The sequence below is a fragment of the Niveispirillum fermenti genome (genome assembly GCF_048066175.1).
GTDB lineage: Bacteria > Pseudomonadota > Alphaproteobacteria > Azospirillales > Azospirillaceae > Niveispirillum > Niveispirillum fermenti.
The window spans coordinates 301958-326412 of the sequence record NZ_JBLTXA010000001.1 but is presented as its reverse complement, the minus strand read 5'-3'; the positions used below and the strand labels follow the sequence as shown (position 1 = coordinate 326412).

Below are 24455 nucleotides of genomic sequence, written 5' to 3'. Positions count from 1 at the left end.
TCAGCTTGCATCAATCACCTCGCTGATCTTTCCCTCGGAGATCATGAAGAACGAGGTGCCCGTCATCTTGACTTCCTGCCCGGCCTTCCAGCCATTGGGCAGGTCGGTTTTGACCTTGGCGCGATAGCCGATGCGCACGGCTGCACGGTCGTCTATCGCGATACAGTCGAGGATCGTCTGTTCTCTTTCAGCAAACAACTGGACGCCCTGTTCCGCCAGCGCGCGAAATGCCTCGATCCCGTGCGTTTCGTTCGTCGTCTCTCCGTTCGATCTGTTGATAAACCGAACGTCGCCCGACAGGCAGTCGAGCATCGCCTGAACATTCATCCTGTTGTAGGCGTCGATATACCGGGCAACAATCGTCGGCACAGAATCCATTCTGTTGGTTCCTCCTTACTGATCCTGAAGTCGCTAACCTATGCGATTTTTGCGACGGCGTTTGCAATTACTTTGGCAGGCTGCGCGACCAACCGGACACCGCAATTCAGCTACGACGCCAGCGTGCCGCCGCTGCCGACCGTGCAGGCGGCGGCAACCGACAATACGCCCCGGCCGCTGCATGTGCCCCCGGCATGGACCGTGGCGCGCGGCGGCACCGCCGCCGGCACGCCGACCGGCCGCGTCGAGAACGCCAATGCCGCCGCCCGCGTCGAGCCGCGCCGCGAAGGCTACTACAACGCCATCCAGATTTATCCGTGGTCGGAAGGCGCGCTCTATCAGGTCTATGCCGCAGTCGGGCAGATCACGACCATTGCGCTGGAGCCGGGCGAGAGTCTGACAGGCGCGGGGCCGATCGCGGCCGGGGACACCGCCCGCTGGATCATCGGCGACACCGAAAGCGGCAGCGGCGCAAACCGTCGTGTCCATATCCTCGTGAAGCCCACGCGGCCGGACATTTCCACCAACCTTATCGTCACCACCGACCGGCGCACCTACATGATCGAGCTGCGCGCGCGGGAATCGCTCTACATGCCCGCCGTGGCATGGGCCTATCCCGCACCGCCTGCCGGCCAGCGCCAGACGGTTCCGGCCGCGCCGATCATTCCGGCCGAGGCGGCACGGAACTATCGCTACGCCTTGCAGGTGCAGGGCGACAGCCCGCCATGGCGGCCGGTTTCCGTCTTCGACGATGGCAGGCGCGTCTATGTCGTCTTCCCGGCCGGGATCGTGCAGGGCGAGATGCCGCCGATCTTCGTGCTTGGCGCGAACGGCGAGCCGCAGATCGTCAACAGCCGTATCCATCAGAACGTCCTGATCGTGGATCGCCTGTTCGGCGCGGCCGAGCTGCGCCTTGGCAGCGGCAACCGCCAGCAGGTTGTCAGGATCGTCCGCACCAACCCGACGCAGGCCGCCGCCGCCCAGCCCGCCAGCGCGACCGGAGACACCCCGTCATGAGCGAGAACACCATCACCGACACCATCGCGCCCATGCGCCTGCGCGCCGAGCCGCCCCGTGTTACGCGCCTGTCCCGCAAGATGCTGGCAGGCGTCGGAGCCGTCGCGCTTCTCGGCATCGGTGGGGCGCTGATGTACGCGTTCCAGACCCGCGACGGGGGGCCGGGAGGCGACGAACTCTATTCGACCGAGAACCGGCCCACGGCGGACGGCCTGTCCGGCCTGCCGAGCGACTATAGCGGGCCGGCGCTCGGCCCCGCGCTACCCGGCGACCTCGGCCGTCCGATCCTCGACGCGCAGACAAGGGGACAGCCGGTCGCGCCGCCCGTCATGACGACGCCCGCCGTCGATCCCGAAGAAGAACGCCGCAGGGCCGAGGAAGAAGCCGCGCGCTTGAGCAACGTCTTTTTCCAGTCCGGCCCGCGCACGGGAGCGCCGGCAGGGACGGCCATGCCCGGCCTCGGCGGGCTTGGCCTCGGCGGACAGCCCGCGACACAGGATCGCCACGCGGCATTTCTCAATGGACCCGTGGACCGGCAGACCGTCGCCCCGGATCGCGTCGCGCCGCCGGCATCGCCCTATATCCTTCAGGCCGGGGCCGTGATCCCGGCCGCGTTGATAACCGGCATCCGTTCCGATCTGCCCGGCCAGATCACGGCCCAAGTCACCGAGAACGTCTATGACAGCCCGACCGGCTCGCTGCTGTTGATCCCGCAGGGCACCCGTATCATCGGCCAATACGATGATGGCGTGACCTTCGGCCAGCGCCGCGTGTTGCTGGTGTGGAATCGTCTGATCCTGCCGGGCGGCCGCTCCATCGTTTTGGAGCGCCTGCCGGGCGCGGATGCCAGCGGCTATGCCGGGCTTGAGGATGGGGTCGATTATCATTGGTGGGATCTAATGAAGGCCGCAGGGCTGTCCACGCTGCTTGCAGTCGGCTCGGAGCTGGCGACGAGCGACGAGGACCGGCTGATCCGCGCCATCCGCGACGGGGCGCAGGATACCGTCAATCAGGCGGGCCAGCAGATCGTGCAGCGCCAATTGCAGGTCGCGCCGACGCTGACCATCCGGCCGGGCTTCCCGGTCAGGATCATCGTCACCCGCGATTTAGTATTCGAGCCGGCAGGAGGTTGACCATGACGAAACTGAAACTCGGCCCGCTGCCCGACGACAAGCCCGTAAAGGTCATGCTGGAGCTGCCCGCGACCCTCAACCGCGATCTGATCGTCTATGCCGAGGTGCTGGCTCGCCAGAGCGGCCAGCCCGTCGCCGATCCCGCCAAACTCATCGTGCCGATGCTTCAACACTTCATCGCTACGGATCGCGGTTTCGCCAAGGCGCGGCGGGCCGCCAGCTAAGTCCCATTCCGGCAGGGGGTGCCGCCAGCGCATAGGCGCAAATGCGGCACGCTACACGCCGCTGACCTCGCTGCATGGTTCGCCTAGTTTCGGGAGCCTCCGGTTGCCCGGAATCCCGTTGAACATGGCTTAACGAGGTTATGAAGATGAGTGATCCAACATCTGCGCTGGGTAAACGGACGATTCGCAGGCATCAGCTTCGAGAACTCGTTCCCCTTGCTGACACTACAATCTACGACATGGAGCAACGGGGTGATTTTCCCCAACGGTTCTATCTGACGGCCCGGTGCGTGGTTTGGGACTTGGCCGAGGTGGAGGCTTGGCTTGAAGAACGTCGCCAAGCCTCCAGAGAGAAAGCTATCAAACGTGCGCCGTCTCCTGATGTGAAGCTCAGGAAATTCCGGCCCGTCAAACGCTAGGTTCAGGCACCAAAAGGTCCATTGACGGCGGATACAGCGTTGGAGCGTATTTCTGGCCCGCTACCCAAGCGTCCACAAGGTTCGCCCATTCCTGCATCATATGGCGGCGCTGGTGCTCATATTCTGCCTTGTTGTAGATGCCACGGGACGACCGCCCGTCTTCATGCGCCAAGCACTTTTCGATCCAGTCGCTATTGAAGCCCAGCTCGTTCAGGAGCGTGGAGCCCGTCCGGCGTAGATCGTGGACCGTGAACGGTTCGAGCGGCAAGCCCTCTTTCTTCGCCCGCATCACGACAGCGGTGGTGATGCGATTGAAGGTCGCCCGCGACATGGGAGCATCCGCGTCGTAACGCGATGGCAGCAGATATTTGGAATTGCCGGCGCAGGTCTTGAGCGCAATGAGGATGTCGATGGCTTGCTCCGCGAGATAGACGTTGTGCGCCTTGGATCGCTTCATCCGCTCCTTGGGGATCGACCAGACCGCGTTCTCGAAATCGACCTCATCCCAAGTCGCATCCTGTAGCTCACTCTTTCGGACCATGGTGAGCAGGAACAGCTTCATGCCGAGCCGGATCGTCGGCAGCGTCGGCACATGCTCAAGCTGGCCGAGCATGACGCGGATTTCAGCAGGCGAGAGAGAGCGGTCTTTGGGAACAAAGGTCGCGATAGAGGCAGGCCCGACCTCATCGGCCGGGTTCGGCACCTTTTCCCCGTGCAGGATCGCAAAGGCATAAACGAGCTTCACGATGTCGCGGACGTGAACGGCCGTGGCCGGGGCTCCGCGTGCCTTCACCTTGGCGCACATGGCGCGGAGATCATCGGGGCTGATTTCGGTCAGCAGCCGGTTCCGAAAAGTCGGAAGAATGTCCCGCTCATAGATCGAGCGCCGCATCGCGCGGGTGCTGTCGGCCATCTTCGCCTCCTGCAACCAGCGTTCGCCAAACTCGCCGAAGCTCTTTGCCTCTTTGATACGGCGCTTCTCGCGTTGCTTCTCTCGGGCGGGCGACCGCCCTTCAAGTATGGCGCGCTTGGCGTCGATTAGCTTCTCGCGCGCCCGCGCCAGAGACAGGTCGGACGCGCCGTAGCGGCCGAGCGTCAAAGTCTCCCGACGCCCGTTGAGGCGGTAGTCATATCGGAACACGACCGCCCCCGAGGGATTGACCACGACATACATACCGTCACGGTCAACGACCTTATACAATTTATCCTTTGGTTTCAGGGCTTTGATGCCCGCGTCAGTCAGCATTTTGACCCTCCGAGATCGTTCAAAAACGCCAGAGAGCCGCCCAATATACCGTCAGGCCAGAAATGGCCTCCCTGAACGGAAAATTTCCTATTATTCTCAAGGGAATAAGGTCGAAAAAAATACCGTCAGAAGCTCTCTTGCTCCTGACGGTATATTTGTTTTGGCAATGCGACAAGAGACGCCACACCGTCAGCTATACCGTCTATCGCGAGGTTTGCCCCGCGATAGACGGCGATAGATGATGGCAGATTTATTTAATGATTTCAGTTAGTTATGTGCGGAGATCGGCGGTTATCGGCGGCGTTCGGATAGGCCCGAATTATTCCCACTCGATCGTGCCGGGCGGCTTCGACGTGATGTCATAGGTCACGCGGTTGATGCCCCGCACCTCATTGATGATGCGGGTGGCGACGCGGCCCAGGAAGCTGTGATCGAATGGGTAATAGTCGGCCGTCATTCCATCCACCGAGGTTACCGCCCGCAAGGCGCAGGCGTAATCATAGGTGCGGCCATCGCCCATCACACCAACCGTGCGCACGGGCAGCAGGACGGCGAAGGCCTGCCAGATGGCGTCGTAGAGGCCGGCATTGCGGATTTCCTCCAGATAGACCGCGTCGGCCTTGCGCAGGATTTCCAGCTTCTCGCGCGTGATCTCGCCGGGCACGCGGATGGCCAGGCCCGGACCGGGGAACGGGTGGCGGCCAACGAAGCTGTGGGGCAGGCCCAGTTCACGGCCCAGCGCGCGCACCTCGTCCTTGAACAGTTCGCGCAGCGGTTCCACCAGTTTCAGCTTCATGCGGTCGGGCAGACCACCGACATTATGGTGCGACTTGATGGTCACGCTGGGGCCGCCGGTGAAGGACACGCTTTCGATCACATCGGGATAGAGCGTGCCCTGGGCCAGGAATTCCGCGCCGCCGATTTTCGCAGCCTCGCCATCAAACACTTCGATGAACAGGCGGCCGATGATTTTGCGCTTCTGCTCCGGGTCGGACACGCCTTCCAGTTGCCCCAGGAACAGGTCGGACGCATCCACATGTACTAGGGGGATGTTGTAATGGTCGCGGAACAGGGTGACCACCTGCTCTGCCTCGCCTGTGCGCATCAGGCCGGTATCGACGAAGATGCACGTCAATTGCGCGCCGATGGCCTCATGGATCAGCACGGCGGCCACGGAACTGTCGACGCCGCCCGAAAGGCCGCAGATCACCTTGGACGCGCCCACCTGTTCGCGGATGCGGGCGACGGCCTCTGCCCGGAAGGCGGCCATGGTCCAGTCGCCCTTCAGGCCGGCCACCTTGAACAGGAAATTGCGGATCAGGGCATCGCCATGGGGGGTGTGGACCACCTCCGGATGGAACTGCACGGCGTAGAAACGACGGGCATCGTCGGCGATGATGGCATAGGGGGCGCCTTCGGAGGTCGCGACGATGCGGAAACCGTCGGGCAGCTTCGTCACGCGGTCGCCATGGCTCATCCATACCTGCTCGCGCGCGCCCACTGCCCACACGCCTTCGAACAGGGCACAGTCATCCTTGACATCCACGAAGGCACGGCCGAATTCACGGGTGTCACCCGGTTCCACCTTGCCGCCCAACTGTTCGCACATGGTCTGCTGGCCATAGCAGATTCCGAAGACCGGCACGCCCAGAGACCAGACGGCGTCATTGGCACGGGGGCTGTCGGCTTCCGTCACGCTGGCGGGCCCACCCGACAGAATCACCGCCCTGGGCGCGAAGGCGCGGATACGCTCGGCATCGGCGCTGAAGGGAATGATCTCGCAATAGATGCCGGCCTCGCGCACGCGGCGCGCGATCAGCTGCGTCACCTGTGACCCGAAATCCAGGATCAGGACACGGTCGGGGTGGGCGGCGGGGGCGGTGGTGACGGCGTCGGCGGCCATGGGCATGTTCCTGCGGTGGGCGGAAAATGCGGTGCAACCTATCCAAGCCCGCCCGACAGGACAAGCCGCAGCCTCGCAAGGCTGCCCTAATGGAGACGAGACCGCCCCCTGCCTATCCCACAAACGCCAGCAGCGGTTCCCAATCGGCACGCAGGTCGATGGCCCGCTTGCCTTTCAGGTCGAACAGGGTCAACCCGTCGGCCGCCAGATCGGGATAAAGCTGACTGTCGCGCAGGCGGGCGACGACCTGATGCCCAGCCCCAGCCAGGAAGGCATCCAGCCGGTCGGCGGCCCTTGTCCGGGCCCGCAGACGGTTGCCGATGATGGCCACGGGGACCTTTTCGCGGGCGATGGCCTTCACCTCTTCCAGCTTGGCCAGAAACCGGGCCGTCGCCGCCTCGTCGAAGGCGCCCGGCAATACGGGCAGCACCACGATGTCGGCGCGGCGGACCAGTTCCTCCACATCCTTGGGACGCATCGCGGCCGGCGCGTCGATAACCAGCCGGCCTGTGGCCGCTGGCGGCTTTCCGATATCCTTCACCCAATCCACACCGGTAATGGCTGCCGCCGTTTCCGGCCTGGATTTCAGCCAGCCCAGCGAGGAGCGCTGCCGGTCGACATCGGCCAGTACCGTCCTGTGCCCCGACTGCGCGAAGGATGCCGCCAGGTGCGTCGCGATGGTCGTCTTGCCGACGCCACCTTTTATATTGCTGACCAGGATGGTGCGCATGGGAGTTCCTCTAGCTTGCCGGAAAGGGATGGGGGGTTACCTGTCGCCGTCCTCCTCCTCTTCCTTTTCCTGCCAGAAGGGTCTTGCCTCGCCGAAGCGCTGCCAGTCGGCGACGATATCCTCTTCCAGGTCGTGCAGGCCGCGTGCATGCCAGCCGGCGACCAGGCCGGCACCCAGACGCCATTCGCCGGGCCGGCCGGCTGCCGCATCGCGTTCCAGGTCGGCCACCAGCTTGTCCACCGTCGCCACATCCTGCAAATGGCCCAGATGGTCCTGCAGGTTCGACAATTCGTCCAGGAAGCGGCGCAGGGCCTTGCCTTCGTACAGGGACCGGAAGAAATCGGCGGCATAGCGCAGTTTCTTCAGTGCGATGCGCAATTCATGCCGCGCGGCGGCCGCCTGGCGGGCAAAGCCGCGCCCCCGCTTGCGGGCTTGGCGGTGACGCTTGCCCAGCAGGGCACCGGCCATGTCGATCACGGGCGCCAGCAGCAGTGTCGACTGCTCGCTGACCGGCTGGTTGCGCCAGCCCCGCGCATCAACCCAGGCGGCCAGATCCAGCAGCAGTGCCGTATGGCCGGGATCGGCCAGGGCCGCCCGAACCTGCACATAGCCTTGGTCGCGGGCCGCACGGGCTGCCGTCGTCAACGCCTCCAGGCCGGCATGGTCCGGCAGCGCCCCGGCCACGGGCGGCAGCAATTCACCAAGGAACACGTCCCATTCCCGTGCGGGACCCAGCGCATCGGCCAGCGCCTTCACGCGCGGGGCGAGGTCATCCATCTGTTCGGCCGGAATGAAGGGCCGGAAGATCTGCAGGGCGGAACGCAGGCGGCGCAGCGCCACGCGCATCTGATGCACACCCTCTGGGTCCTGGCCCAGCCGGGTGACCGGCTCGTTCGCCATCAGATGGCCCAGACAGTGACGGACGATGGCCGACAGGGCCTCCTCCACCGTCGCGTCGGGCGCCAGGGTCAGCCTGGACGCCTTGACACTGGCCGGCTCCGTGCCGGCGGCCAGCGCATAACCGCGGGCCGATTTGGTGGCCATCTCCAGGCGCACCGGCACGTCGGCATGGATGGCGCGGGCAAGATCATAGAGAGCGCCCGTGTCCGTGCCTTCCGCCAGTTCCAGTTCCACCTCGTGGACGGGTAGCGACAGCCCGCCGGGGGCCAGGATTTCTCCCTGGTCCAGCGCCACTTCAATCACGATGCCGTCCACAGGCGAAAGGCGGCGCACCTGCCGGCGGATGCGCGTCTCGAACACGGGCTCCAGCGCGTCGGCCGACAAATCGCCCAACGGTTCCAGCACAGCCGGGTCGGGCAGGACGGAAAGATCGGGGCGGGGCTGCGACACCTCCGCCTCCCACTCGCCGCGCACCAGGGCACCGGCCCCGGGTGCCGGGGCGGATTTCAACGTCTGGACCAGCTTGCGTCCCACACGGCGCACGCGCAATGACAGGCCGCTGGCGGCCAGCCGGCGATCCACGGTATCGAAATAGATGCTATCGAGCGATTTGACCGATGGCTTGGCGATGGTGGCCGACAGGCAGGGAAGTTTGCGCAGCCGATCCATGTCGGCCGGCGCCACCGCCAGTTTCAGCTCGATCTCCTGACCCGACATTCTTTTCCGTTCACCCCATGATTGCGCACGAAAGCCGGCGGAAAGGACGATTCGCCCGGATTTCCGCCATTCATGTGGGGACGATGACAATTCCGTGAAAGCCTGTCTATCGCAGCGGGCGATTTTTTTGCACGCCACACCGACGGGTGCGGGTGTTGAAAGCCGGCGGGCAATGGTGTTTCCTTGCGCCCTGGTAAAGAACGCCACATCCTTCCTGACGGGGACCTCCTCCATGCGCTTCCAGACCCTCGACACCATCGATGTCACGGGCAAGACCGTGCTTGTCCGCGCCGACCTGAACGTGCCCATGGCTGACGGGCAGGTCACCGACACGACCCGCATCGACCGCCTGGTGCCGACGCTGAAGGAAATCGCCGGCAAGGGCGCCAAGGTTGTGGTCATGTCGCATTTCGGCCGTCCCAAGAACGGCCCGGACACGAAGAACAGCCTGCGTCAGGTCGTGCCGGCCGTGGAAAAGGCGCTGGGGGCGCCGGTGGCCTTCGCCGAGGATTGCGTTGGCGACAAGGCCGCCGCCGCCGTGGCGACCCTGCCCGCCGGTGGGGTCCTGATCCTGGAGAATACCCGTTTCCATGCGGGTGAGGAAAAGAACGATCCGGAACTGGCCAAGGGCCTGGCGGCGCTGGGGGACGTCTATGTCAACGACGCCTTCTCTTCCGCCCACCGGGCACATGCCTCGACGGAGGGCATTGCCCACCTGCTGCCCAGTGCGGCCGGCCGCCTGATGCAGGCGGAACTGGAAGCGCTGGGCAAGGCGCTGGCGGCACCGGAACGGCCGGTGGCCGCCGTGGTCGGCGGGGCCAAGATCTCCACCAAGCTCGACCTGCTGCTCAACATGGTGTCGAAGGTCGATATCCTGGTGCTGGGTGGCGGCATGGCCAACACCTTCCTTTTTGCCAAGGGTGTGTCGGTCGGTTCTTCCCTGTGCGAACGTGATATGGCCGACCAGGCCCGCGCCATCATGGAAAAGGCAGCCGGCGGCGGGTGCGAGATCGTGTTGCCCGTGGATGGCCTGATGGCACGGGAGTTCAAGGCCAATGCCGATCATCGCGTGGCGGCCGTGACCGATATCCAAGACGGCGAGATGATGCTGGATGCGGGCCCCGCCACGATCGAACTGGTGGGCCGGAAGCTGGAAGGCGCCAGGACGCTGGTCTGGAACGGCCCGTTCGGCGCCTTTGAACTGATGCCCTTCGACACGGCCACCAACGGCGTGGCCGCGATTGCCGCCAACCTGACGGCCCAGGGACGGCTTCTGTCCGTGGCCGGCGGCGGCGATACGGTCGCGGCGCTGGAACATGCCGGCGTGGCCGCCCGCTTCTCCTACGTTTCCACGGCGGGGGGGGCTTTCCTGGAATGGCTGGAAGGCAAGGTGCTGCCGGGTGTCGCTGCATTGGAGAAGCACGCCTGACAGCGAGGATGGTGGCAAATGATGCGCCCGGCTTGCTTTCGTGAGCCGGGCTTTTTCATTTCGCCGTTATACTATTTTGCGGTGACCGGAACCTGTTGGTTCCGGTCACCGTCCTCAATCGCCGGCGCCAACATTCGTTGGCTCGGGCGACGCCGCACAAGCGGCGCTGCGGCGGTCGCCGCCGGACCAACGTGCGATGAGTTCTACTCATCGCACGTTGGTATTACCCCAGGCCGCAGCAGGAGTGATGATAAAGTAAGGTTTTGATAGTAAATAAAAAAAGTCCTGGACGGACTCTCGAAGGTGGGAACAGGGCTTCGCGACCCGTCAGCCCGTCAGGGCCTGTGGGGCTGCCGATGGTTCACGGCCAAGTGTGGCGCGCAACGTGGCGGCATCGTCGCTGGGGGTCAGGTTGAACAGCCGCCGATAGTCGCGGTTGAACTGGGATATGCTTTGGTAGCCGACATCATAGGCGACGGCGGAAATCGTGCTGGAGCCTGACAGGACGCGCCGCGCTTCCTGCAGGCGGACGCGCTTTTGGAACTGCACGGGCGACATGGAGGTCACAGCCTTGAAATGGCGGTGGAAGCTCGCGACGCTCATATTGGCCTGCGCGGCAAGGTCGGAGATGTTGAGGGCTTCGGCATAGTTGGCCCTGATCCACGCTGTCGTGCGCCCGATCCGCGTTGCGTGCCCGTTCGCGAAGGCAAGCTGGCTGAGCAGCGGCCCATGGTCGGTGTGCAGCAGGCGCCAGGTGATTTCCCGCCGGATCAAGGGCGCCAGGACCGGAATGTCACGTGGGCGGTCAAGCAGCGAGATCAGCCGGATCAGGGGATCGAGCAGTTCCGGATCAAGCCTGTATTTCCCGGCCATCACGGTGTCGTCCGACCTGGGCCTGTCGCCGGCACGCTCGCGCAGAAGGTCGGCGACAACCATGGGATCGATATCAAGATGGACCGCAAGATAAGGCGCCGAAGGGCTTGCCTCGGTTACTTGCGAGGTCACCGGTACATCGGCGGTGCATAGCAGCGACTCTCCAGCGGCGTAATGGAACGGGGTCTCGCCCACCATTAATTCCTTCACGCCACGCGCGACCAGTCCGAAGGACGGCTGATAGATCGAATGGCCCACCTCTGACGGCATATCCGTCCGCCCGACCTTCAAGCCCTTGATCGGCGTCACGTAATCGTGGCGGGCGTGACGTTCGATGATCTGGAGGAGGTCGGAGAATTCTGGCTTCGTCATGGGGGTCGAATGTCCTGCCGGTCTGCGCTTGCGGACATGGCGGCTTGCCGGCCATGCATGGTGCGATGTCCATTCTTCGCTGCAAAGGCATGCGCCGTACTATGCATATTCTATCAAGAGCGCGCCCGTTCGTCTCAATCATCACGGGCCGGCCGTGTGATTGAGCGTGGAGAGCCGGTTCCTGATCGTAACTGCGTAGCTTCCGCTCCGGAGGCGTTCCTATGTTTCGGGCGACGGACCCACAGGCGTCCCACCCACAGGCGTCCCAATTGACCCGCAGCGGAGCATAGAAACATGTCGGATAACAGATATCGCGTTGGCATCATCGGCGCGGATACAAGGGCAAGCTGGGCCGGGGCGTCGCACGTTCCGGCGCTCCAGGCGCAGCCCGCCCTTGTGCTGGCCGCGGTGGCCACGCGGCGTGAGGAGAGCGCCAGGGCCGCCGCCGAGGCGTTCGGTGCTACGCGCTGGTACGCCGATCCCTATGCGATGATCAGGGATCCATCCATCGATATCGTCACCGTGGCCGTGAAGGTTCCGGCCCACCGGGATCTGGTGATGGCGGCGCTTGCGGCCGGCAAGACCGTCTATTGCGAGGCGCCGCTGGGCGCGACGCTGGCGCAGACCGCGGAGATGGCGGCAGCCGCATCCTCGCTGCACACGGCCATCGGCCTTCAGGGGCGGCACAATCCGGCGGCCCGCCGGGCGGCCGAACTGGTGGCTTCGGGCAGGCTTGGCCGCCTGCTGTCGGCCCGTGTCGGTGCCACGACCTTCGGCTATGGCCCGCAAACGATCGCAGCCTACGATTATTTCAACAAGGCCGCATCGGGTGCGAGCTTCATGACCATCACCACGGGCCATGTGCTGGACGTCATCGAGGCCGTGCTGGGCGACATCACCGAGGTCGATGCGCGCACCGAACTTCTCTGGCCGGAGATCGACATTGTCGATACCGGCGAGACCTCCGTTCGCGACATTCCCGATCATCTGGATCTGATCGCCCGGACGTCGAGCGGTGCGCCCGTCTCGGTTCAGGTCCTGGCGGGTATACCGGCGGAGGATGCGAATTTCATCCTGGAGGTTCGCGGATCGCTGGGCTGGCTGAAGCTCCAGGGCAGTCACCTGGCCGGCGTGCAGGTGGGCGATCTGACCTTGTCGGCCAGCGTCCCGTTCGAGGCACCCGATGCCCCCGTCGCCACAGGTGTCGGCCCCACCGCGGCCGATTTCTGGAAGGGGGCCGCGATCAATGTCGGTGAAGTCTATGCGTCGCTGGCGCGTGACATGGCGGCCGGAACCCACCACACGCCCGGCTTCGCCCACGCGCTTCACAACAGCCGCCTGGTGGCTGCGGTGGAGCGCGCCGCACAGACCGGCGTGCGGCAGAACGTGGCCGGGTGACCTGTCACGCGGACGGCAAGGCGGCGGAGTGACCGGGCGCATAGCGGGGCCGCCGCCCGCCGGCCTATGATGACGGCCATGTCGGGGCCGGCGGGCCAGTGGGGATGGGGTTCATCATGGACAAGTTGCAGGCGATGCACGTCTTTGTGCATGTCGTGGATTTGAACGGCTTTGCCCGGGCAGCCGACATGCTGGGCCTGCCGCGGGCATCGGTCACAACCATCATCCAGGGGCTGGAGGCCCATCTGGGCTGCCGGCTTCTCCAGCGCACCACCCGCAGCCTCAGCCTGACGGCCGATGGCCAGACCTTCTATGAGCGCGCCCAGCGCATCCTGGCGGAGGTGGAGGAGGTGGAGACCATCTTCATCGATGGCAAGCGCCACCCGCGGGGCCGGCTGCATGTGGACATGCCGACATCAATCGGCCGGCTGGTGGTCGTGCCGGCCCTACGGGATTTTCATGCGCTTTATCCCGATATCGAATTGAAGCTGGGCATGAATGACCGGCAGATCGACCTCGTGCAGGAGGGTGTTGATTGCGTGCTGCGGATCGGCCCCCTGCCTGACAGTTCGCTGGTGGCGCGGCGCCTGGGCCGCCTGTCCCGGCTGACCTGCGCCAGCCCCGCCTATCTGGACCGGTTCGGCCGTCCCGAAGGGCTGGAGGACCTGGCTGGTCATCAGGGTGTGCGCTATTTCTCCCCCCATCTGGGCAACCGGTCTTACCCGTTCGATTTCGTCCGGGACGGGGTGGAGGTGGAGGTGCCGCTGACCGGGCCGGTCGCCGTCAATGACAGCGAAGCCTATGTCGCGTGTGGTGTCGAAGGTTATGGCCTGATCCAGCCGGCCCTGTTCATGGCGCTGGACCGTCTGCAAGCGGGTGAACTGGTGGAGGTGCTGCCCCAGTACCGGCCGGCACCCATGCCGATTTCCGCGGTTTATCCCCAGAACCGCCAGCCGTCCCATCGTGTGCGGCTGTTCGTGGACTGGGTGGTCAGCCTGTTTGAGAAATGTCCGCTTCTGCAGGGGGAGGACCATCCCCTGGCCTGTTACAGCGCTGAGGCCTGCTGTGGGGTGGGCATGGGGGCCGACCCGGCGGTGGGGCCGGGGGTGATTGTTCGTCCTGGGTGAATTGTCTGCTCAGAAAAACCGTCTTTATTCATGACGGCGCCTGCGGGATGCTGCACTTGCTCAATTACCTCCAGGGCCGGCGGCCTCATGGGGCTGAATGTGCTTGTGGCTTGAACGGCAAAGGATTTTGACAGCCGATATCTTCCGGGTTTCATCGGTTGCCAAAAAAATCGACAAGGTGCGACGGCCATCACAGCGGCGGCGCAGCAAAGCCGGTAAAGTCGAAAATCGAGGCAGCCTCATCCAGCCGGATGGGGCTTTTCAAAAACGAAACCAAAGGCGTTTGACCAGGGGTCCGGCATGCCGGGCGCTGACGGCGGAGCTGTCTTCCACAGGCCGGCCGTTTCCGTGATCCCCCGCCCGCAGGCGGCGGCGGGAAACCCTTGTCTGCGCATTTTTGCAGGAGTTGACCCAATGTCGATCACGCGCAGCAAGCTGGTCTATGTGATGGCGGCTGGGGTGTCGTTGGCCGTCATCGCCGCCGCCGCCATTCAGGGGCAGGCGGATGACACGCCCGTCGCCATCGCGGCCCCGGCCGCGGTGGAGGTGGATGTCGCCCCCGTCGTGGCCCGCAAGGTCGTGGACTGGCAGAGCTATTCCGGCCGGCTGGAGGCCGTGGAGCGGGTGGATGTCCGCCCCCGGGTTTCCGGCACCATCACCCAGGTTCATTTCCGCAATGGTACTCTGGTGCAGAAGGGCGATGTTCTGTTCACGATCGATCCCGCCCCCTACCGGGCGGAACTGTCGCGGGCCGAGGCGCAACTGGCGGCCGCCCAGGCGCGTGTGCGCTTCACGAAGGCGGAACTGGACCGCGCATCCCGGCTTGTCGCCGACAGCACCATCACGCGCCGCACCCTGGACGAGCGTGAGCACGCCGCCCGCGATGCCGGCGCCAGCCTGCGCGCCGCGGAGGCCGAACTGGAGGTGGCACGCCTGAACCTGTCCTATACCAGCGTGGCCGCCCCCATCGGCGGCCGGGTTTCCCGCGCCGAGATCACGGTCGGCAATGTCGTGGCAGCCGGGGCGGCATCCCAGCCCCTGACCACGCTGGTCTCGGTTTCCCCCATCTATGCCTCTTTCGATGTGGATGAGCAGACCTATCTGCGCCATATCGCGTCGGTGAAGGACAAGGCCGGTGTGCCCGTACAGCTTGGCCTGGCCAACGAGGCGGATTATTCGCGCGATGGCAGCATCGATGACGTGGACAACCGCCTGGACCCGGTTTCCGGCACCATCCGGGTCCGCGCCCGTTTCGACAATCCCGACGGTATGCTGGTCCCCGGCCTTTATGCCCGGATCAAGGTGGGCGGGTCGGAGCCGCAGGCGGCCGTGATGGTGGATGAACGGGCCATCGGCACCGATCAGGACAAGAAGTTCGTGCTGGTGGTGGATGCGGCGAACAAGGTGGCCTACCGGCCTGTCACCCTGGGCAGCCGTCAGGAAGGATTGCGCATCGTGACGCAGGGGCTGGCCCCCGGCGAGCGGATCATCGTCAACGGCATCCAGCGCGCCCGTCCCGGCGATGTGATCAATCCCAAGCTGGTGGCGATGGAACGCCCCGACACGCAGGTGGCGGCCCGGTAACGCCGCCCGCCCCGTCTCACACAGGTTCGGTCCGGCACCCGTCTGTCCCCCTTTTGCATTGCCCCGCCTTCTCCGTTTCCGCGGGGAAGGTGGGGAGGGGGCAGGTCCCGGCGTGATCTGCATCCTGTTGGGCAGGGTGACGGGGGCGTCTTGTCTTTCATCCAGGCCCAATCCAATCCGCGCCCTGTTCGCGGACCGAGGCTCCCATGAACATTTCCCGTTTCTTCATCGACCGCCCGATCTTCGCGGGCGTGTTGTCGGTGGTCGTCTTCCTGGCGGGGTTCATCGCCCTGTTCCAGTTGCCCGTATCCGAATATCCGGAGGTCGTGCCGCCATCGGTGGTGGTGCGCGCCCAGTATCCCGGCGCCAACCCCAAGGTCATCGCCGAAACCGTCGCCTCGCCGCTGGAGGAACAGATCAACGGCGTGGAGGACATGCTTTACATGCAGTCCCAGGCCAACAGCGACGGCAACATGGCCCTGACCGTGACCTTCAAGCTGGGCACCGATCCGGACAAGGCCACGCAGCTTGTGCAGAACCGCGTGGCCCAGGCGCTGCCCCGCCTGCCGCAGGATGTGCAGCGGCTGGGCGTCACGACGGTCAAGTCCTCCCCGACGCTCACCATGGTGGTGCATCTGCGCTCGCCGGACGACCGTTATGACATGACCTATCTGCGCAACTACGCCGTGTTGAACGTGCGCGACCGGCTGGCGCGCATTTCCGGCGTGGGCGAGGTGCTGCTGTGGGGGTCGGGCGACTATGCCATGCGGGTCTGGCTGGACCCGCAGAAGGTCGCCGAGCGCGGCATGACGGCCAATGATGTCGTCAACGCCATACGCGAACAGAATGTGCAGGTCGCGGCCGGCGTGATCGGCGCCAGCCCGTCCGTTCCCGACGCACCCCTGCAGCTTTCCGTGAATGCCCAGGGCCGGCTGAAGTCGGTGGAGGAGTTCCAGGACATTGTCCTGAAGACGGCCGATGGCGCCGTCACCTATCTGCGTGACGTGGCGCGGGTGGAACTGGCGGCATCCCAATACGGGTTGCGCTCGCTTCTGGACAACAAGCCGGCCGTGGCCATCGCCATCAACCAGGCACCGGGCGCCAATGCGCTCGCCATCTCCGAAACCGTGCGCGAGGTGATGGCGGAATTGCAGCAGGACATGCCCGACGGCGTTGAATATGCCATCGTCTATGATCCGACCCGCTTCGTGCAGGCCAGCATCGACGCGGTCATTCACACGCTGCTGGAAGCCATCGCGCTGGTCGTGCTGGTGGTGATCGTGTTCCTGCAGACCTGGCGGGCCTCCATCATCCCGCTGCTGGCCGTGCCCGTCTCGATCGTGGGCACCTTCTCCCTGATGCTGCTGTTCGGCTTTTCCATCAATGCCCTGTCGCTGTTCGGCATGGTGCTGGCCATCGGCATCGTGGTCGATGACGCCATCGTCGTGGTGGAGAATGTGGAGCGCAACATCTCCGAAGGTCTGTCCCCGCGCGAGGCGACCTATAAAGCGATGCAGGAGGTGAGCGGCCCCATCATCGCCATCGCCCTGACCCTGGTGGCCGTGTTCGTGCCGCTGGCCGCCATGTCCGGCCTGTCGGGCGAGTTCTACAAGCAGTTCGCGATGACCATCGCGATTTCCACCGTCATTTCGGCCTTCAACTCACTGACCCTGTCGCCGGCCTTGTCCGCCCTGCTGCTGAGGGGCCATCACGACAAGCCGGATTGGCTGACCCGCGGCATGAACAAGGTGCTGGGCGGGTTCTTCCGGGGCTTCAACCGCGTTTTCCAGCGGGGATCGGAAAGCTATGGCAAGGGTGTGGGCGGCGTCATCCGGCACAAGGGGGCCATGATGCTGGTCTATGTCCTGCTGCTGGGCCTGACCTTCGTGCTGGGCCGCGCGGTGCCGGGCGGTTTCGTGCCGGCCCAGGACAAGGAATATCTGATCGCCTTTGCCCAGCTTCCGACCGGTGCCTCGCTGGACCGCACGGAAGATGTGATCCGCACCATGACGGACATCGCGCTGAAGCAGCCCGGCATCGCCAATGCCGTGGCCTTTCCCGGCCTTTCGGTGAACGGCTTCACCAATTCCTCCTCCGCCGGCATCGTCTTCACCACGCTGAAGCCTTACGAGGAACGGCAGAAGGAAGGCCTGTCGGCCGATGTCATCGCCGCCAGCCTGCAACAGCAGTTCAACGGCGTGAAGGAAGCCTTCGTGGCCGTCTTCCCGCCGCCGCCCGTCATGGGGCTGGGCACGCTGGGCGGCTTCAAGCTGCAACTGGAGGATCGCGGGTCGCTGGGGTACGAGGCACTGGCCAAGGCCGCCAACGATTTCGTGGCCCGCGCCGCGCAGACGCCCGAACTGGGGCCGACCTTCACCTCCTATGAAATCAATGTCCCGCAACTGGATGTCGACCTGGACCGGGTGAAGGCTAAGCAGTTGGGCGTGCCGGTCACGGATGTGTTTGAGACGATGCAGGTCTATCTGGGTTCGCTCTATGTCAATGATTTCAACACGTTCGGTCGTGTCTATCAGGTGCGGGTCCAGGCGGATGCGCCGTTCAGGGCCCATGCCGACGATATCGGCCTGCTGAAGACCCGCAACGACCAGGGCGTCATGGTGCCGCTGTCGTCGCTGGTGCAGGTGACGCAGAGTTATGGTCCGGAAATGGTGGTCCGCTACAACGGCTACACTGCTGCCGACATCAATGGCGGGCCGGCGCCCGGCTATTCGTCGGGCCAGGCCCAGGCGGCGGCGGAGCGCATCGCGGCGGAGGTGCTGCCGCGCGGCATCAGGTTCGAATGGACCGACCTGACCTATCAGCAGATCCTGGCCGGCAACGCGGCCTTGTGGGTGTTTCCCATCTCGGTCCTGCTGGTCTTCCTGGTGCTGGCGGCCCAGTATGAGAGCCTGACCCTGCCGCTGGCCATCCTGATGATCGTGCCCATGAGCCTGATGTCGGCCCTGGCCGGTGTCTGGCTGACCGGGGGGGACAACAACATCTTCACCCAGATCGGCTTCATGGTGCTTGTCGGATTGTCGGCGAAGAACGCGATCCTGATCGTGGAATTCGCCCGCGAACTGGAAATGCACGGCCGTACCGTTGTCCAGGCCGCGATCGAGGCCAGCCGCCTGCGCCTGCGCCCCATCCTGATGACGTCCATCGCCTTCATCATGGGCGTGGTGCCGCTGGTCACCTCCACCGGGGCCGGCGCGGAGATGCGCCACGCCATGGGCATCGCCGTGTTCTTCGGCATGCTGGGCGTCACGCTGTTCGGGCTGATGCTGACCCCGGTCTTCTATGTGCTTCTGCGCTACATGGCCGGTGCCCGCCGTCAGGAACGGGCGGCCGCGTCCATCCCGGCCGGTATGGCGGCGGCCGGCGACTGACCGGATGGGGGTACCGCCCGGTGGCCGTCACCGGCGCCGGGCGGTACCTGCGGGATCGTGATGGCAAAAGGCCCTGGGCATCGGTGCGGATGCCCAGGGCCTTTTGCCGTTCCCTTATGATGGGGCGCTGTCAGGCGCCGCGCATAACCTCCGCAATGATCTCGAACGAACGCAGCCGCCTGGCCGGATCGAACGTGTCGGAGACGATCATCAGTTCGTCGGCCTGCGTGCGGGTCAGGAGATCCTCGATCCCCCGCCGCACCGTGGCCGGCCCCCCCACGATGCTGCAGGCCAGCATCTGCTGCACCTGCGCCTTTTCCCGCGGATTGGTCCAATAGGTTTCGATGTCGGTGATGGGCGGCTGGGTCAGCTTGCGGCCCCCGCGCACCAGATCCGTGAAGGACATCTGCTGCGAGGTCGCCAGGAACCGGGCTTCCTCATCCGTATCGGCGGCGATGATGTTCACCCCGACCAGCGCATAGGGCCGGTCGCGCTGGTCGGACGGCTTGAAGCGGGTCCGATAGACGGACAGCGCCTGATCCAGCGCGCCCGGCGCGAAATGCGAGGCGAAACCGTAGGGCAGGCCGAGTTCGGCTGCCAGATGCGCTCCGAACAGGCTGGAGCCCAAGATCCACAAGGGCACATTGGTGCCGGAACCCGGTACGGCCTCGATCCGCTGGCCGGGGCCGGCCGGCGCCAGAAAGGCCTGAAGCTCCAGCACATCCTGCGGGAAATTGTCGGCGTTGGCGGGATCCCGGCGCAGGGCGCGCAAGGTCAACGGGTCGGTGCCCGGCGCGCGGCCAAGGCCCAGGTCGATGCGGCCGGGGAACAATGTTTCCAGCGTGCCGAACTGCTCGGCGATGACATAGGGCGCATGGTTGGGCAGCATGATGCCGCCGGCGCCGACCCGGATCGTGGAGGTGCCGGCCGCGACATGGGCGATGACCAGGGCCGTGGCGGCCGTGGTCACGGTCTGGATATTGTGATGCTCGGCGACCCAGAGCCGCTTGTAGCCCCAGTTCTCGGCATGTTGTGCAAGGGTCCGGGCCTCGTCCAGCGCCGCGCGCCGTGTCCCGCCCTGCCGCACCCGTCCCAGTTCCAGGATGGAGAGTTCTGCCAATGTCATATCTGCGGGATGTTTGCCCGCAGCCCTGTTATGGCCCCGCCTTGCGGGCGGGACGCCGTGACGTCGATCGGTTCCGGACCAGAATGGGCCCTTGCTCCCATATGGGTCTTCCAGGTTCCCGCTGCGACCCTGCCCGTGGCTTGTGGCCAGGCATGGCCGCGCCGCCAGGGTCGATAAGCAGTCGCTTTTTGTTGCCGGCCCATGCGACAGTCCGGGAAAAGAACGAAAAGGCAGTTGATCTCAAAGTTCCCGGGAGTTTGTTGAATGACCAATCGCTATTGGGATCTGGAAGAACCGCGCGGCCGCATCCTGCCGGCGCTGGCGGCGGGTCTCGTCCCCGTGATCGTGGCCTTGCTGGCTGCGACCCTGATGCTCGGCCTGCCGGCGCTGCGCGCGCAGGAACGCGGGCAGGAGGTGTTCGCCACGGCCACCGAACTGCGCTCCACCAGCCGTGCCTTGCAGCGCGACGTCCTCCTGCTGATCTTCGATGAGCGCACGCGCGACGCCACGGCCGCGCGCGTGGACACCCGCATTCCGGAGTTCCGCCGCCTGGCTGCCCGGCTGGAGCAGGCGCTGGCCCCCATGAACGAGCAGAAGGCCCGGCAGTTGCGCTTGGCGCATGACAATCTGGCCAATGGAGTCGCGGCCGTGGTCGCCGCGATGCGGGCGGGGGAGCCCGTGTCGCAGCTTTGGTATCTGCAACAGACCCAAGTGCTGGCCAACGAGGTGCCGGCGGCCCGTGCCAACGATCCCGTGATCGATGAATTCCGCGTCCATACCGCCGGGGCATTGGCGGAGGTGCGGCAGGTCTATTGGCTGCTGCTGGCGGTGGCGGCCGTGTCGCTGGGCTTCGGCGTGGCATCCGCGGCCGTGGTGTTGCGGCGATAGCCGATCTGGAACGGGCGGGCAGGGGCCATGCGCTGCCGGCCCCTCACCCGGGTCCCTCAACCCGGCCGATGTCCGCTCAGCAGTTCGACGGCATTGGCCAGCAGGCGCCCATCATCATGGGCGTAAAGGGTGGTGGCCCGGCCATGGACGGGGCTGCCCGGTGTCACACGCAGCAGGCGGCCCAGCGACTCGTCGGCGACAAGGCGCAGGAACCCGGCCGGCTGGCTGCGGAACGCGGTGCCGCAGGCCGACAGGATGGCGCCGAACGGGATGCGCCGTTGCCTCACCGCGAACAGGGCGCCGGGCGGCAGCGCTTCCAGCCGGATCTCGATCAGGCCCAGTTCCGCGGGAATGCCGCGGTCGGCGCCCGACAGCAGCACATGGCGGCGCAGAAGCCCGTCGATCTCCTCTGTATGCAGCACCTCCAGGCGCATCCGCTCGCCCCAGAAGGCTTCCAGCGTTGCCGTCATGCCATGGTCATGGGCCAGCAGGCGCCGCGGCACCTCCGGCAACCCATCGGCTTCCAGCCACAGCGGGGTGACGGGATCGCGCCCGCCGGCATTCAGTCGCAGAAAGCCCGTCAACAGATCGGGCGAGGCATTGGACGGGCGGACGGGGGCGTTCATGCGCTGCTACATGGGGTGTCGGAAATCGGGGTCAACCCGCGGGCGCGGACCATATGACAGCCCGGCCCCCCTGCCAAGACATGGCCGACGCGCAAAGCGGATACTGGAGCGGGGTTGCAATGCCGGCACGGCTGGGGTATTCCACCGCCCGTCGTTAATCCCACACGTGGGCTTGCGGTGCGATGGCTTTTATCAGGGGACAGTTTCCCCCGGACAGGGGCCTTCCATCGATCCGGTGTCGGCCTGGCAGGTGCCAGGGCGACGTCGCCCACGGAGGACAAACCGGAAAAGGACGTTTTCCTATGGCTATGCCCACTTTCACCATGCGCCAGCTTCTGGAAGCTGGTGTCCATTTCGGTCACCACACCCGTCGCTGGAACCCGAAGATGTCGACCTACATCTTCGGTGCGCGCAACGGCGTGCATATCATCGACCTGGAACAGACCGTTCCGCTGCTGCACCGCTCCATGCAGGCCGTGCGTGACGTTGTCGCCGGCGGCGGCCGCGTCCTGTTCGTCGGCACCAAGCGCGCCGCCCAGGAAAAGGTGGCCGAGGCGGCGAAGCGCTGCGGCCAGTATTATGTGAACCATCGCTGGCTCGGCGGCATGCTGACCAACTGGAAGACCATCTCCCAGTCGATCCGCCGCCTGAAGGACATGGACGAGCAGCTTTCCGTGGGTGAGGGCTCCGGCCGCACCAAGAAGGAACTGCTGAACATGACGCGCGACCGCGACAAGCTGGAGCGCGCGCTGGGCGGTATCCGTGACATGGGCGGCCTGCCCGACCTGCTGGTGATCATCGACACCAACAAGGAAAGCCTGGCCATCCAGGAAGCCAACAAGCTGGGCATCCCGGTCGTTGCCATCCTGGACAGCAACTCCGATCCCGATGGCATCACCTTCCCGGTTCCGGGCAACGATGACGCGCTGCGCGCCATCGAGACCTATTGCGAGCTGCTGAGCGGCGCCGTGCTGGACGGCCTGCAGGCCGAGATGTCGGCCGCCGGCATCGATATCGGCAGCCAGGAAGAGGCCCCCGTCGAGGTCGTGCCGGAAGAAGCCCCGGCCGAGGCCTGAGTTTGATGTGCGACGGCCGGGCCGCGACCCTGTCCGGGTGCGGTCCGGCCGTTGTGCTGTCCGGGGTTGGCCGTTTGCGCCGGCCCCAGCAAGATTTATCCTGACCCGTCACATTCCGACGATAGAGAGGCGAAAATGGCCGAGATCACCGCTGCGCTCGTGAAGGACCTGCGCGAGAAGTCCGGCGCTGGCATGATGGATTGCAAGAAGGCGCTGACCGAGACGGGCGGCGACCTGGAAGCCGCGATCGACTGGCTGCGCAAGAAGGGTCTTGCCGCCGCCGCCAAGAAGGCTGGCCGCGTGGCCGCCGAAGGCCTGGTTGGCGTTGCCACCAATGGCCTGGCCGGCGCCGCCGTCGAGCTGAATGCCGAGACCGACTTCGTTGCCCGCAACGAGGCTTTCCAGGCCGCCGTGTCCACCGTCACCAAGCTTGCGCTGGACGGCAATGGCGATCTGGAGTCGCTGAAGGCCACTGACTATCCGGGCACCGGCCGCAATGTCACCGATGAGCTGACCAGCCTGGTCGCCACCATCGGCGAGAACATGAGCCTGCGCCGCGTCGCCCGTCTGACGGTGAATGACGGCGTCGTGGCCTCCTACGTCCACTCCGCCCTGGTTCCGGGGCTGGGCAAGATTGGCGTGCTGGTCGCCCTGGAATCGACCGGTGACAAGGCCGTGCTGGCCGATCTGGGCAAGCAGATCGCCATGCATGTCGCCGCCGCCCGTCCCGAGGCGCTGGACGTCGGCGACGTCTCCACCGCCAACCTGGACCGCGAGCGTGCCGTGCTGGTCGAGCAGGCCCGGGTGAGCGGCAAGCCGGAGAACATCATCGAGAAGATGGTCGAAGGCCGCATCCGCAAGTATTATGAGGAAGTGGTGCTGCTGGAGCAGCTCTATGTCATCGACGGCGAGACCAAGATCCGCAAGGTCGTGGAGAATGCCGCCAAGACCGCTGGCGCCCCGGTGGCCCTGACCGGCTTCGTGCGCTTCGCCCTGGGCGAAGGCATCGAGAAGGAACAGGCCGATTTCGCCGCCGAAGTCGCCAAGATGGCCGGCTGAGGCGGGACGGAGCCGGTGCTGGTGACGCGCCGGCTTTGTTTGCCAGTGAGGAGTTGGGACCGGTTTCGGCCGGTCCCGGCCGCCCTTTGCGGATCGGACCAATCGAAAGGACAAGCCCGTGCCCGAGGCCCGTTACAAGCGCGTTCTTCTGAAACTCTCAGGCGAAGCCCTTATGGGGGAGCGGGAATACGGGATCGATCCCAACGTCGTCAGCCGGATGGCGAATGAGATCAAGTCCGTCATCGATATGGGAATCGAGGTCTGCGCCGTGATCGGCGGCGGCAACATCTTCCGTGGCATTTCCGGTGCTGCTTCCGGCATGGAGCGCGCCACCGCGGATTACATGGGCATGCTGGCCACCGTGATGAACGCGCTGGCCGTGCAGAACGCCCTGGAAAAGGCCGGCGTGGAAACCCGCGTGCAGTCGGCCATCCCCATGGACAGCGTGTGTGAGCCCTATATCCGCCGCCGCGCCGAGCGCCACATGGAAAAAGGCCGCGTGGTGATCTTCGCCGCCGGCACGGGCAACCCGTTCTTCACCACCGACACGGCCGCCGCACTCCGCGCCTCCGAAATGGGCTGCGATGCGATGCTGAAGGCCACCAAGGTGGATGGCGTCTACAGCGCCGACCCCAAGAAGGTGAAGGACGCCATCCGCTACGACCGTCTGACCTATCTGGACGTGCTGTCGCGCGACCTCCAGGTCATGGATGCTTCGGCGATTTCGCTTGCCCGCGAAAACAAGATTCCCATCCTTGTCTTCTCCATCCAGAAGGACGGCGGCTTCGCCGAAGTGATGGCCGGGCAGGGTAAATTCACCATCATAACCGAAGAGGCATAA

21 protein-coding genes are annotated in these 24455 nt (G+C 65.2%); 13 read left to right on the top strand and 8 right to left on the bottom strand.

Annotated elements, in window-relative coordinates:
* On the bottom strand, positions 1 to 378 hold the full coding sequence (locus tag ACM9LZ_RS01455) for a nuclear transport factor 2 family protein (RefSeq protein ID WP_174835074.1): 378 nt from the start codon (positions 376 to 378) through the stop codon (positions 1 to 3).
* Between the two features lie 123 nt (positions 379 to 501).
* Between ACM9LZ_RS01455 and trbG the strand changes: the two genes are divergently transcribed.
* The 4 genes from trbG (at position 502) to ACM9LZ_RS01435 (ending at position 3171) form a co-directional block, all read left to right on the top strand.
* Positions 502 to 1395, top strand: coding sequence for a P-type conjugative transfer protein TrbG (gene trbG / locus ACM9LZ_RS01450; RefSeq protein WP_445376480.1), 894 nt, complete (start codon positions 502 to 504; stop codon positions 1393 to 1395).
* Positions 1392 to 2528 carry a TraB/TrbI/VirB10 family type IV secretion system protein gene (locus ACM9LZ_RS01445; RefSeq protein ID WP_416617552.1) on the top strand — a complete coding sequence of 379 codons (1137 nt, stop codon included), beginning with the start codon at positions 1392 to 1394 and terminating at the stop codon, positions 2526 to 2528. Before trbG ends, ACM9LZ_RS01445 begins: the two co-directional genes overlap by 4 nt.
* A 2-nt stretch (positions 2529 to 2530) precedes the next feature.
* Positions 2531 to 2752 (top strand): DUF2274 domain-containing protein, encoded by a 222-nt coding sequence (locus ACM9LZ_RS01440; protein ID WP_416617551.1) that lies wholly within the window; start codon positions 2531 to 2533, stop codon positions 2750 to 2752.
* A gap of 140 nt (positions 2753 to 2892) precedes the next feature.
* A complete protein-coding gene (locus tag ACM9LZ_RS01435; RefSeq protein ID WP_416617550.1) occupies positions 2893 to 3171 on the top strand; it encodes a helix-turn-helix transcriptional regulator in 279 nt (92 codons plus the stop codon).
* On the opposite strand, the gene ACM9LZ_RS01430 is transcribed toward ACM9LZ_RS01435, so the two are convergent.
* The 4 genes from ACM9LZ_RS01430 to ACM9LZ_RS01415 form a co-directional block, all read right to left on the bottom strand.
* A complete protein-coding gene (locus ACM9LZ_RS01430; RefSeq protein ID WP_416617549.1) occupies positions 3161 to 4417 on the bottom strand; it encodes a tyrosine-type recombinase/integrase in 1257 nt (418 codons plus the stop codon). The two genes, ACM9LZ_RS01435 and ACM9LZ_RS01430, sit on opposite strands and share 11 nt — an antisense overlap.
* A gap of 319 nt (positions 4418 to 4736) precedes the next feature.
* Positions 4737 to 6320: a glutamine-hydrolyzing GMP synthase gene (gene guaA / locus ACM9LZ_RS01425; protein WP_416617548.1), complete on the bottom strand. Its 1584-nt coding sequence runs from the start codon at positions 6318 to 6320 to the stop codon at positions 4737 to 4739.
* 112 nt (positions 6321 to 6432) lie between these two features.
* On the bottom strand, positions 6433 to 7050 hold the full coding sequence (locus ACM9LZ_RS01420) for a ParA family protein (protein ID WP_416617547.1): 618 nt from the start codon (positions 7048 to 7050) through the stop codon (positions 6433 to 6435).
* Positions 7051 to 7086: 36 nt separating this feature from the next.
* The gene (locus tag ACM9LZ_RS01415) at positions 7087 to 8667 is read right to left on the bottom strand and encodes a CYTH and CHAD domain-containing protein (RefSeq protein WP_416617546.1); all 1581 of its coding nucleotides are present in this window, start codon (positions 8665 to 8667) and stop codon (positions 7087 to 7089) included.
* Between the two features lie 232 nt (positions 8668 to 8899).
* On the opposite strand from ACM9LZ_RS01415, the gene ACM9LZ_RS01410 reads away from it, so the two are divergent.
* The gene (locus ACM9LZ_RS01410; protein WP_416617545.1) at positions 8900 to 10096 is read left to right on the top strand and encodes a phosphoglycerate kinase; all 1197 of its coding nucleotides are present in this window, start codon (positions 8900 to 8902) and stop codon (positions 10094 to 10096) included.
* A 327-nt stretch (positions 10097 to 10423) separates the two neighbouring features.
* Here the strand turns inward: ACM9LZ_RS01410 and ACM9LZ_RS01405 are convergent, their stop codons facing one another.
* Positions 10424 to 11341, bottom strand: a complete 918-nt coding sequence (locus ACM9LZ_RS01405; protein WP_416617544.1) for an AraC family transcriptional regulator — start codon at positions 11339 to 11341, stop codon at positions 10424 to 10426.
* 294 nt (positions 11342 to 11635) lie between these two features.
* Between ACM9LZ_RS01405 and ACM9LZ_RS01400 the strand changes: the two genes are divergently transcribed.
* From ACM9LZ_RS01400 to ACM9LZ_RS01385, 4 genes are all read left to right on the top strand, one after another.
* Entirely contained in the window at positions 11636 to 12739 is a 1104-nt protein-coding gene (locus tag ACM9LZ_RS01400; RefSeq protein WP_416617543.1) for a Gfo/Idh/MocA family protein, read from the top strand.
* Positions 12740 to 12855: 116 nt separating this feature from the next.
* Positions 12856 to 13866, top strand: coding sequence for a LysR family transcriptional regulator (locus tag ACM9LZ_RS01395; RefSeq protein WP_416617542.1), 1011 nt, complete (start codon positions 12856 to 12858; stop codon positions 13864 to 13866).
* Positions 13867 to 14280: 414 nt separating this feature from the next.
* A complete protein-coding gene (locus ACM9LZ_RS01390; protein ID WP_416617541.1) occupies positions 14281 to 15450 on the top strand; it encodes an efflux RND transporter periplasmic adaptor subunit in 1170 nt (389 codons plus the stop codon).
* A 206-nt stretch (positions 15451 to 15656) separates the two neighbouring features.
* Positions 15657 to 18839, top strand: coding sequence for an efflux RND transporter permease subunit (locus ACM9LZ_RS01385; protein WP_416617540.1), 3183 nt, complete (start codon positions 15657 to 15659; stop codon positions 18837 to 18839).
* A 130-nt stretch (positions 18840 to 18969) separates the two neighbouring features.
* Here the strand turns inward: ACM9LZ_RS01385 and ACM9LZ_RS01380 are convergent, their stop codons facing one another.
* The gene (locus tag ACM9LZ_RS01380; RefSeq protein ID WP_416617539.1) at positions 18970 to 19965 is read right to left on the bottom strand and encodes an LLM class flavin-dependent oxidoreductase; all 996 of its coding nucleotides are present in this window, start codon (positions 19963 to 19965) and stop codon (positions 18970 to 18972) included.
* A gap of 264 nt (positions 19966 to 20229) precedes the next feature.
* Here ACM9LZ_RS01380 and ACM9LZ_RS01375 point away from each other — a divergent pair, with 264 nt between their 5' ends.
* A complete protein-coding gene (locus tag ACM9LZ_RS01375; protein WP_416617538.1) occupies positions 20230 to 20853 on the top strand; it encodes a hypothetical protein in 624 nt (207 codons plus the stop codon).
* Positions 20854 to 20909: 56 nt separating this feature from the next.
* Here the strand turns inward: ACM9LZ_RS01375 and ACM9LZ_RS01370 are convergent, their stop codons facing one another.
* The gene (locus ACM9LZ_RS01370) at positions 20910 to 21479 is read right to left on the bottom strand and encodes a hypothetical protein (RefSeq protein ID WP_416617537.1); all 570 of its coding nucleotides are present in this window, start codon (positions 21477 to 21479) and stop codon (positions 20910 to 20912) included.
* A 302-nt stretch (positions 21480 to 21781) separates the two neighbouring features.
* On the opposite strand from ACM9LZ_RS01370, the gene rpsB reads away from it, so the two are divergent.
* From rpsB to pyrH, 3 genes are all read left to right on the top strand, one after another.
* Entirely contained in the window at positions 21782 to 22555 is a 774-nt protein-coding gene (rpsB, locus tag ACM9LZ_RS01365) for a 30S ribosomal protein S2 (RefSeq protein WP_416617536.1), read from the top strand.
* 135 nt (positions 22556 to 22690) lie between these two features.
* The gene (gene tsf / locus ACM9LZ_RS01360) at positions 22691 to 23614 is read left to right on the top strand and encodes a translation elongation factor Ts (protein ID WP_416617535.1); all 924 of its coding nucleotides are present in this window, start codon (positions 22691 to 22693) and stop codon (positions 23612 to 23614) included.
* Between the two features lie 118 nt (positions 23615 to 23732).
* Entirely contained in the window at positions 23733 to 24455 is a 723-nt protein-coding gene (gene pyrH / locus ACM9LZ_RS01355) for a UMP kinase (RefSeq protein WP_416617534.1), read from the top strand.

Excerpts from the sequence above, each read along its gene's own strand:
- ACM9LZ_RS01410 (WP_416617545.1), top strand. The coding sequence starts at position 8,900 with ATGCGCTTCCAGACCCTCGACACCATCGATGTCACGGGCAAGACCGTG.
- ACM9LZ_RS01380 (WP_416617539.1), bottom strand. The coding sequence starts at position 19,965 with ATGACATTGGCAGAACTCTCCATCCTGGAACTGGGACGGGTGCGGCAG.
- ACM9LZ_RS01445 (WP_416617552.1), top strand. The coding sequence starts at position 1,392 with ATGAGCGAGAACACCATCACCGACACCATCGCGCCCATGCGCCTGCGC.
- ACM9LZ_RS01385 (WP_416617540.1), top strand. The coding sequence starts at position 15,657 with ATGAACATTTCCCGTTTCTTCATCGACCGCCCGATCTTCGCGGGCGTG.
- ACM9LZ_RS01440 (WP_416617551.1), top strand. The coding sequence starts at position 2,531 with ATGACGAAACTGAAACTCGGCCCGCTGCCCGACGACAAGCCCGTAAAG.
- ACM9LZ_RS01370 (WP_416617537.1), bottom strand. The coding sequence starts at position 21,479 with ATGAACGCCCCCGTCCGCCCGTCCAATGCCTCGCCCGATCTGTTGACG.
- ACM9LZ_RS01390 (WP_416617541.1), top strand. The coding sequence starts at position 14,281 with ATGTCGATCACGCGCAGCAAGCTGGTCTATGTGATGGCGGCTGGGGTG.
- ACM9LZ_RS01415 (WP_416617546.1), bottom strand. The coding sequence starts at position 8,667 with ATGTCGGGTCAGGAGATCGAGCTGAAACTGGCGGTGGCGCCGGCCGAC.
- ACM9LZ_RS01400 (WP_416617543.1), top strand. The coding sequence starts at position 11,636 with ATGTCGGATAACAGATATCGCGTTGGCATCATCGGCGCGGATACAAGG.
- ACM9LZ_RS01395 (WP_416617542.1), top strand. The coding sequence starts at position 12,856 with ATGGACAAGTTGCAGGCGATGCACGTCTTTGTGCATGTCGTGGATTTG.
- ACM9LZ_RS01455 (WP_174835074.1), bottom strand. The coding sequence starts at position 378 with ATGGATTCTGTGCCGACGATTGTTGCCCGGTATATCGACGCCTACAAC.
- guaA (WP_416617548.1), bottom strand. The coding sequence starts at position 6,320 with ATGGCCGCCGACGCCGTCACCACCGCCCCCGCCGCCCACCCCGACCGT.
- ACM9LZ_RS01430 (WP_416617549.1), bottom strand. The coding sequence starts at position 4,417 with ATGCTGACTGACGCGGGCATCAAAGCCCTGAAACCAAAGGATAAATTG.
- ACM9LZ_RS01420 (WP_416617547.1), bottom strand. The coding sequence starts at position 7,050 with ATGCGCACCATCCTGGTCAGCAATATAAAAGGTGGCGTCGGCAAGACG.
- ACM9LZ_RS01435 (WP_416617550.1), top strand. The coding sequence starts at position 2,893 with ATGAAGATGAGTGATCCAACATCTGCGCTGGGTAAACGGACGATTCGC.
- ACM9LZ_RS01375 (WP_416617538.1), top strand. The coding sequence starts at position 20,230 with ATGACCAATCGCTATTGGGATCTGGAAGAACCGCGCGGCCGCATCCTG.
- rpsB (WP_416617536.1), top strand. The coding sequence starts at position 21,782 with ATGGCTATGCCCACTTTCACCATGCGCCAGCTTCTGGAAGCTGGTGTC.
- tsf (WP_416617535.1), top strand. The coding sequence starts at position 22,691 with ATGGCCGAGATCACCGCTGCGCTCGTGAAGGACCTGCGCGAGAAGTCC.
- ACM9LZ_RS01405 (WP_416617544.1), bottom strand. The coding sequence starts at position 11,341 with ATGACGAAGCCAGAATTCTCCGACCTCCTCCAGATCATCGAACGTCAC.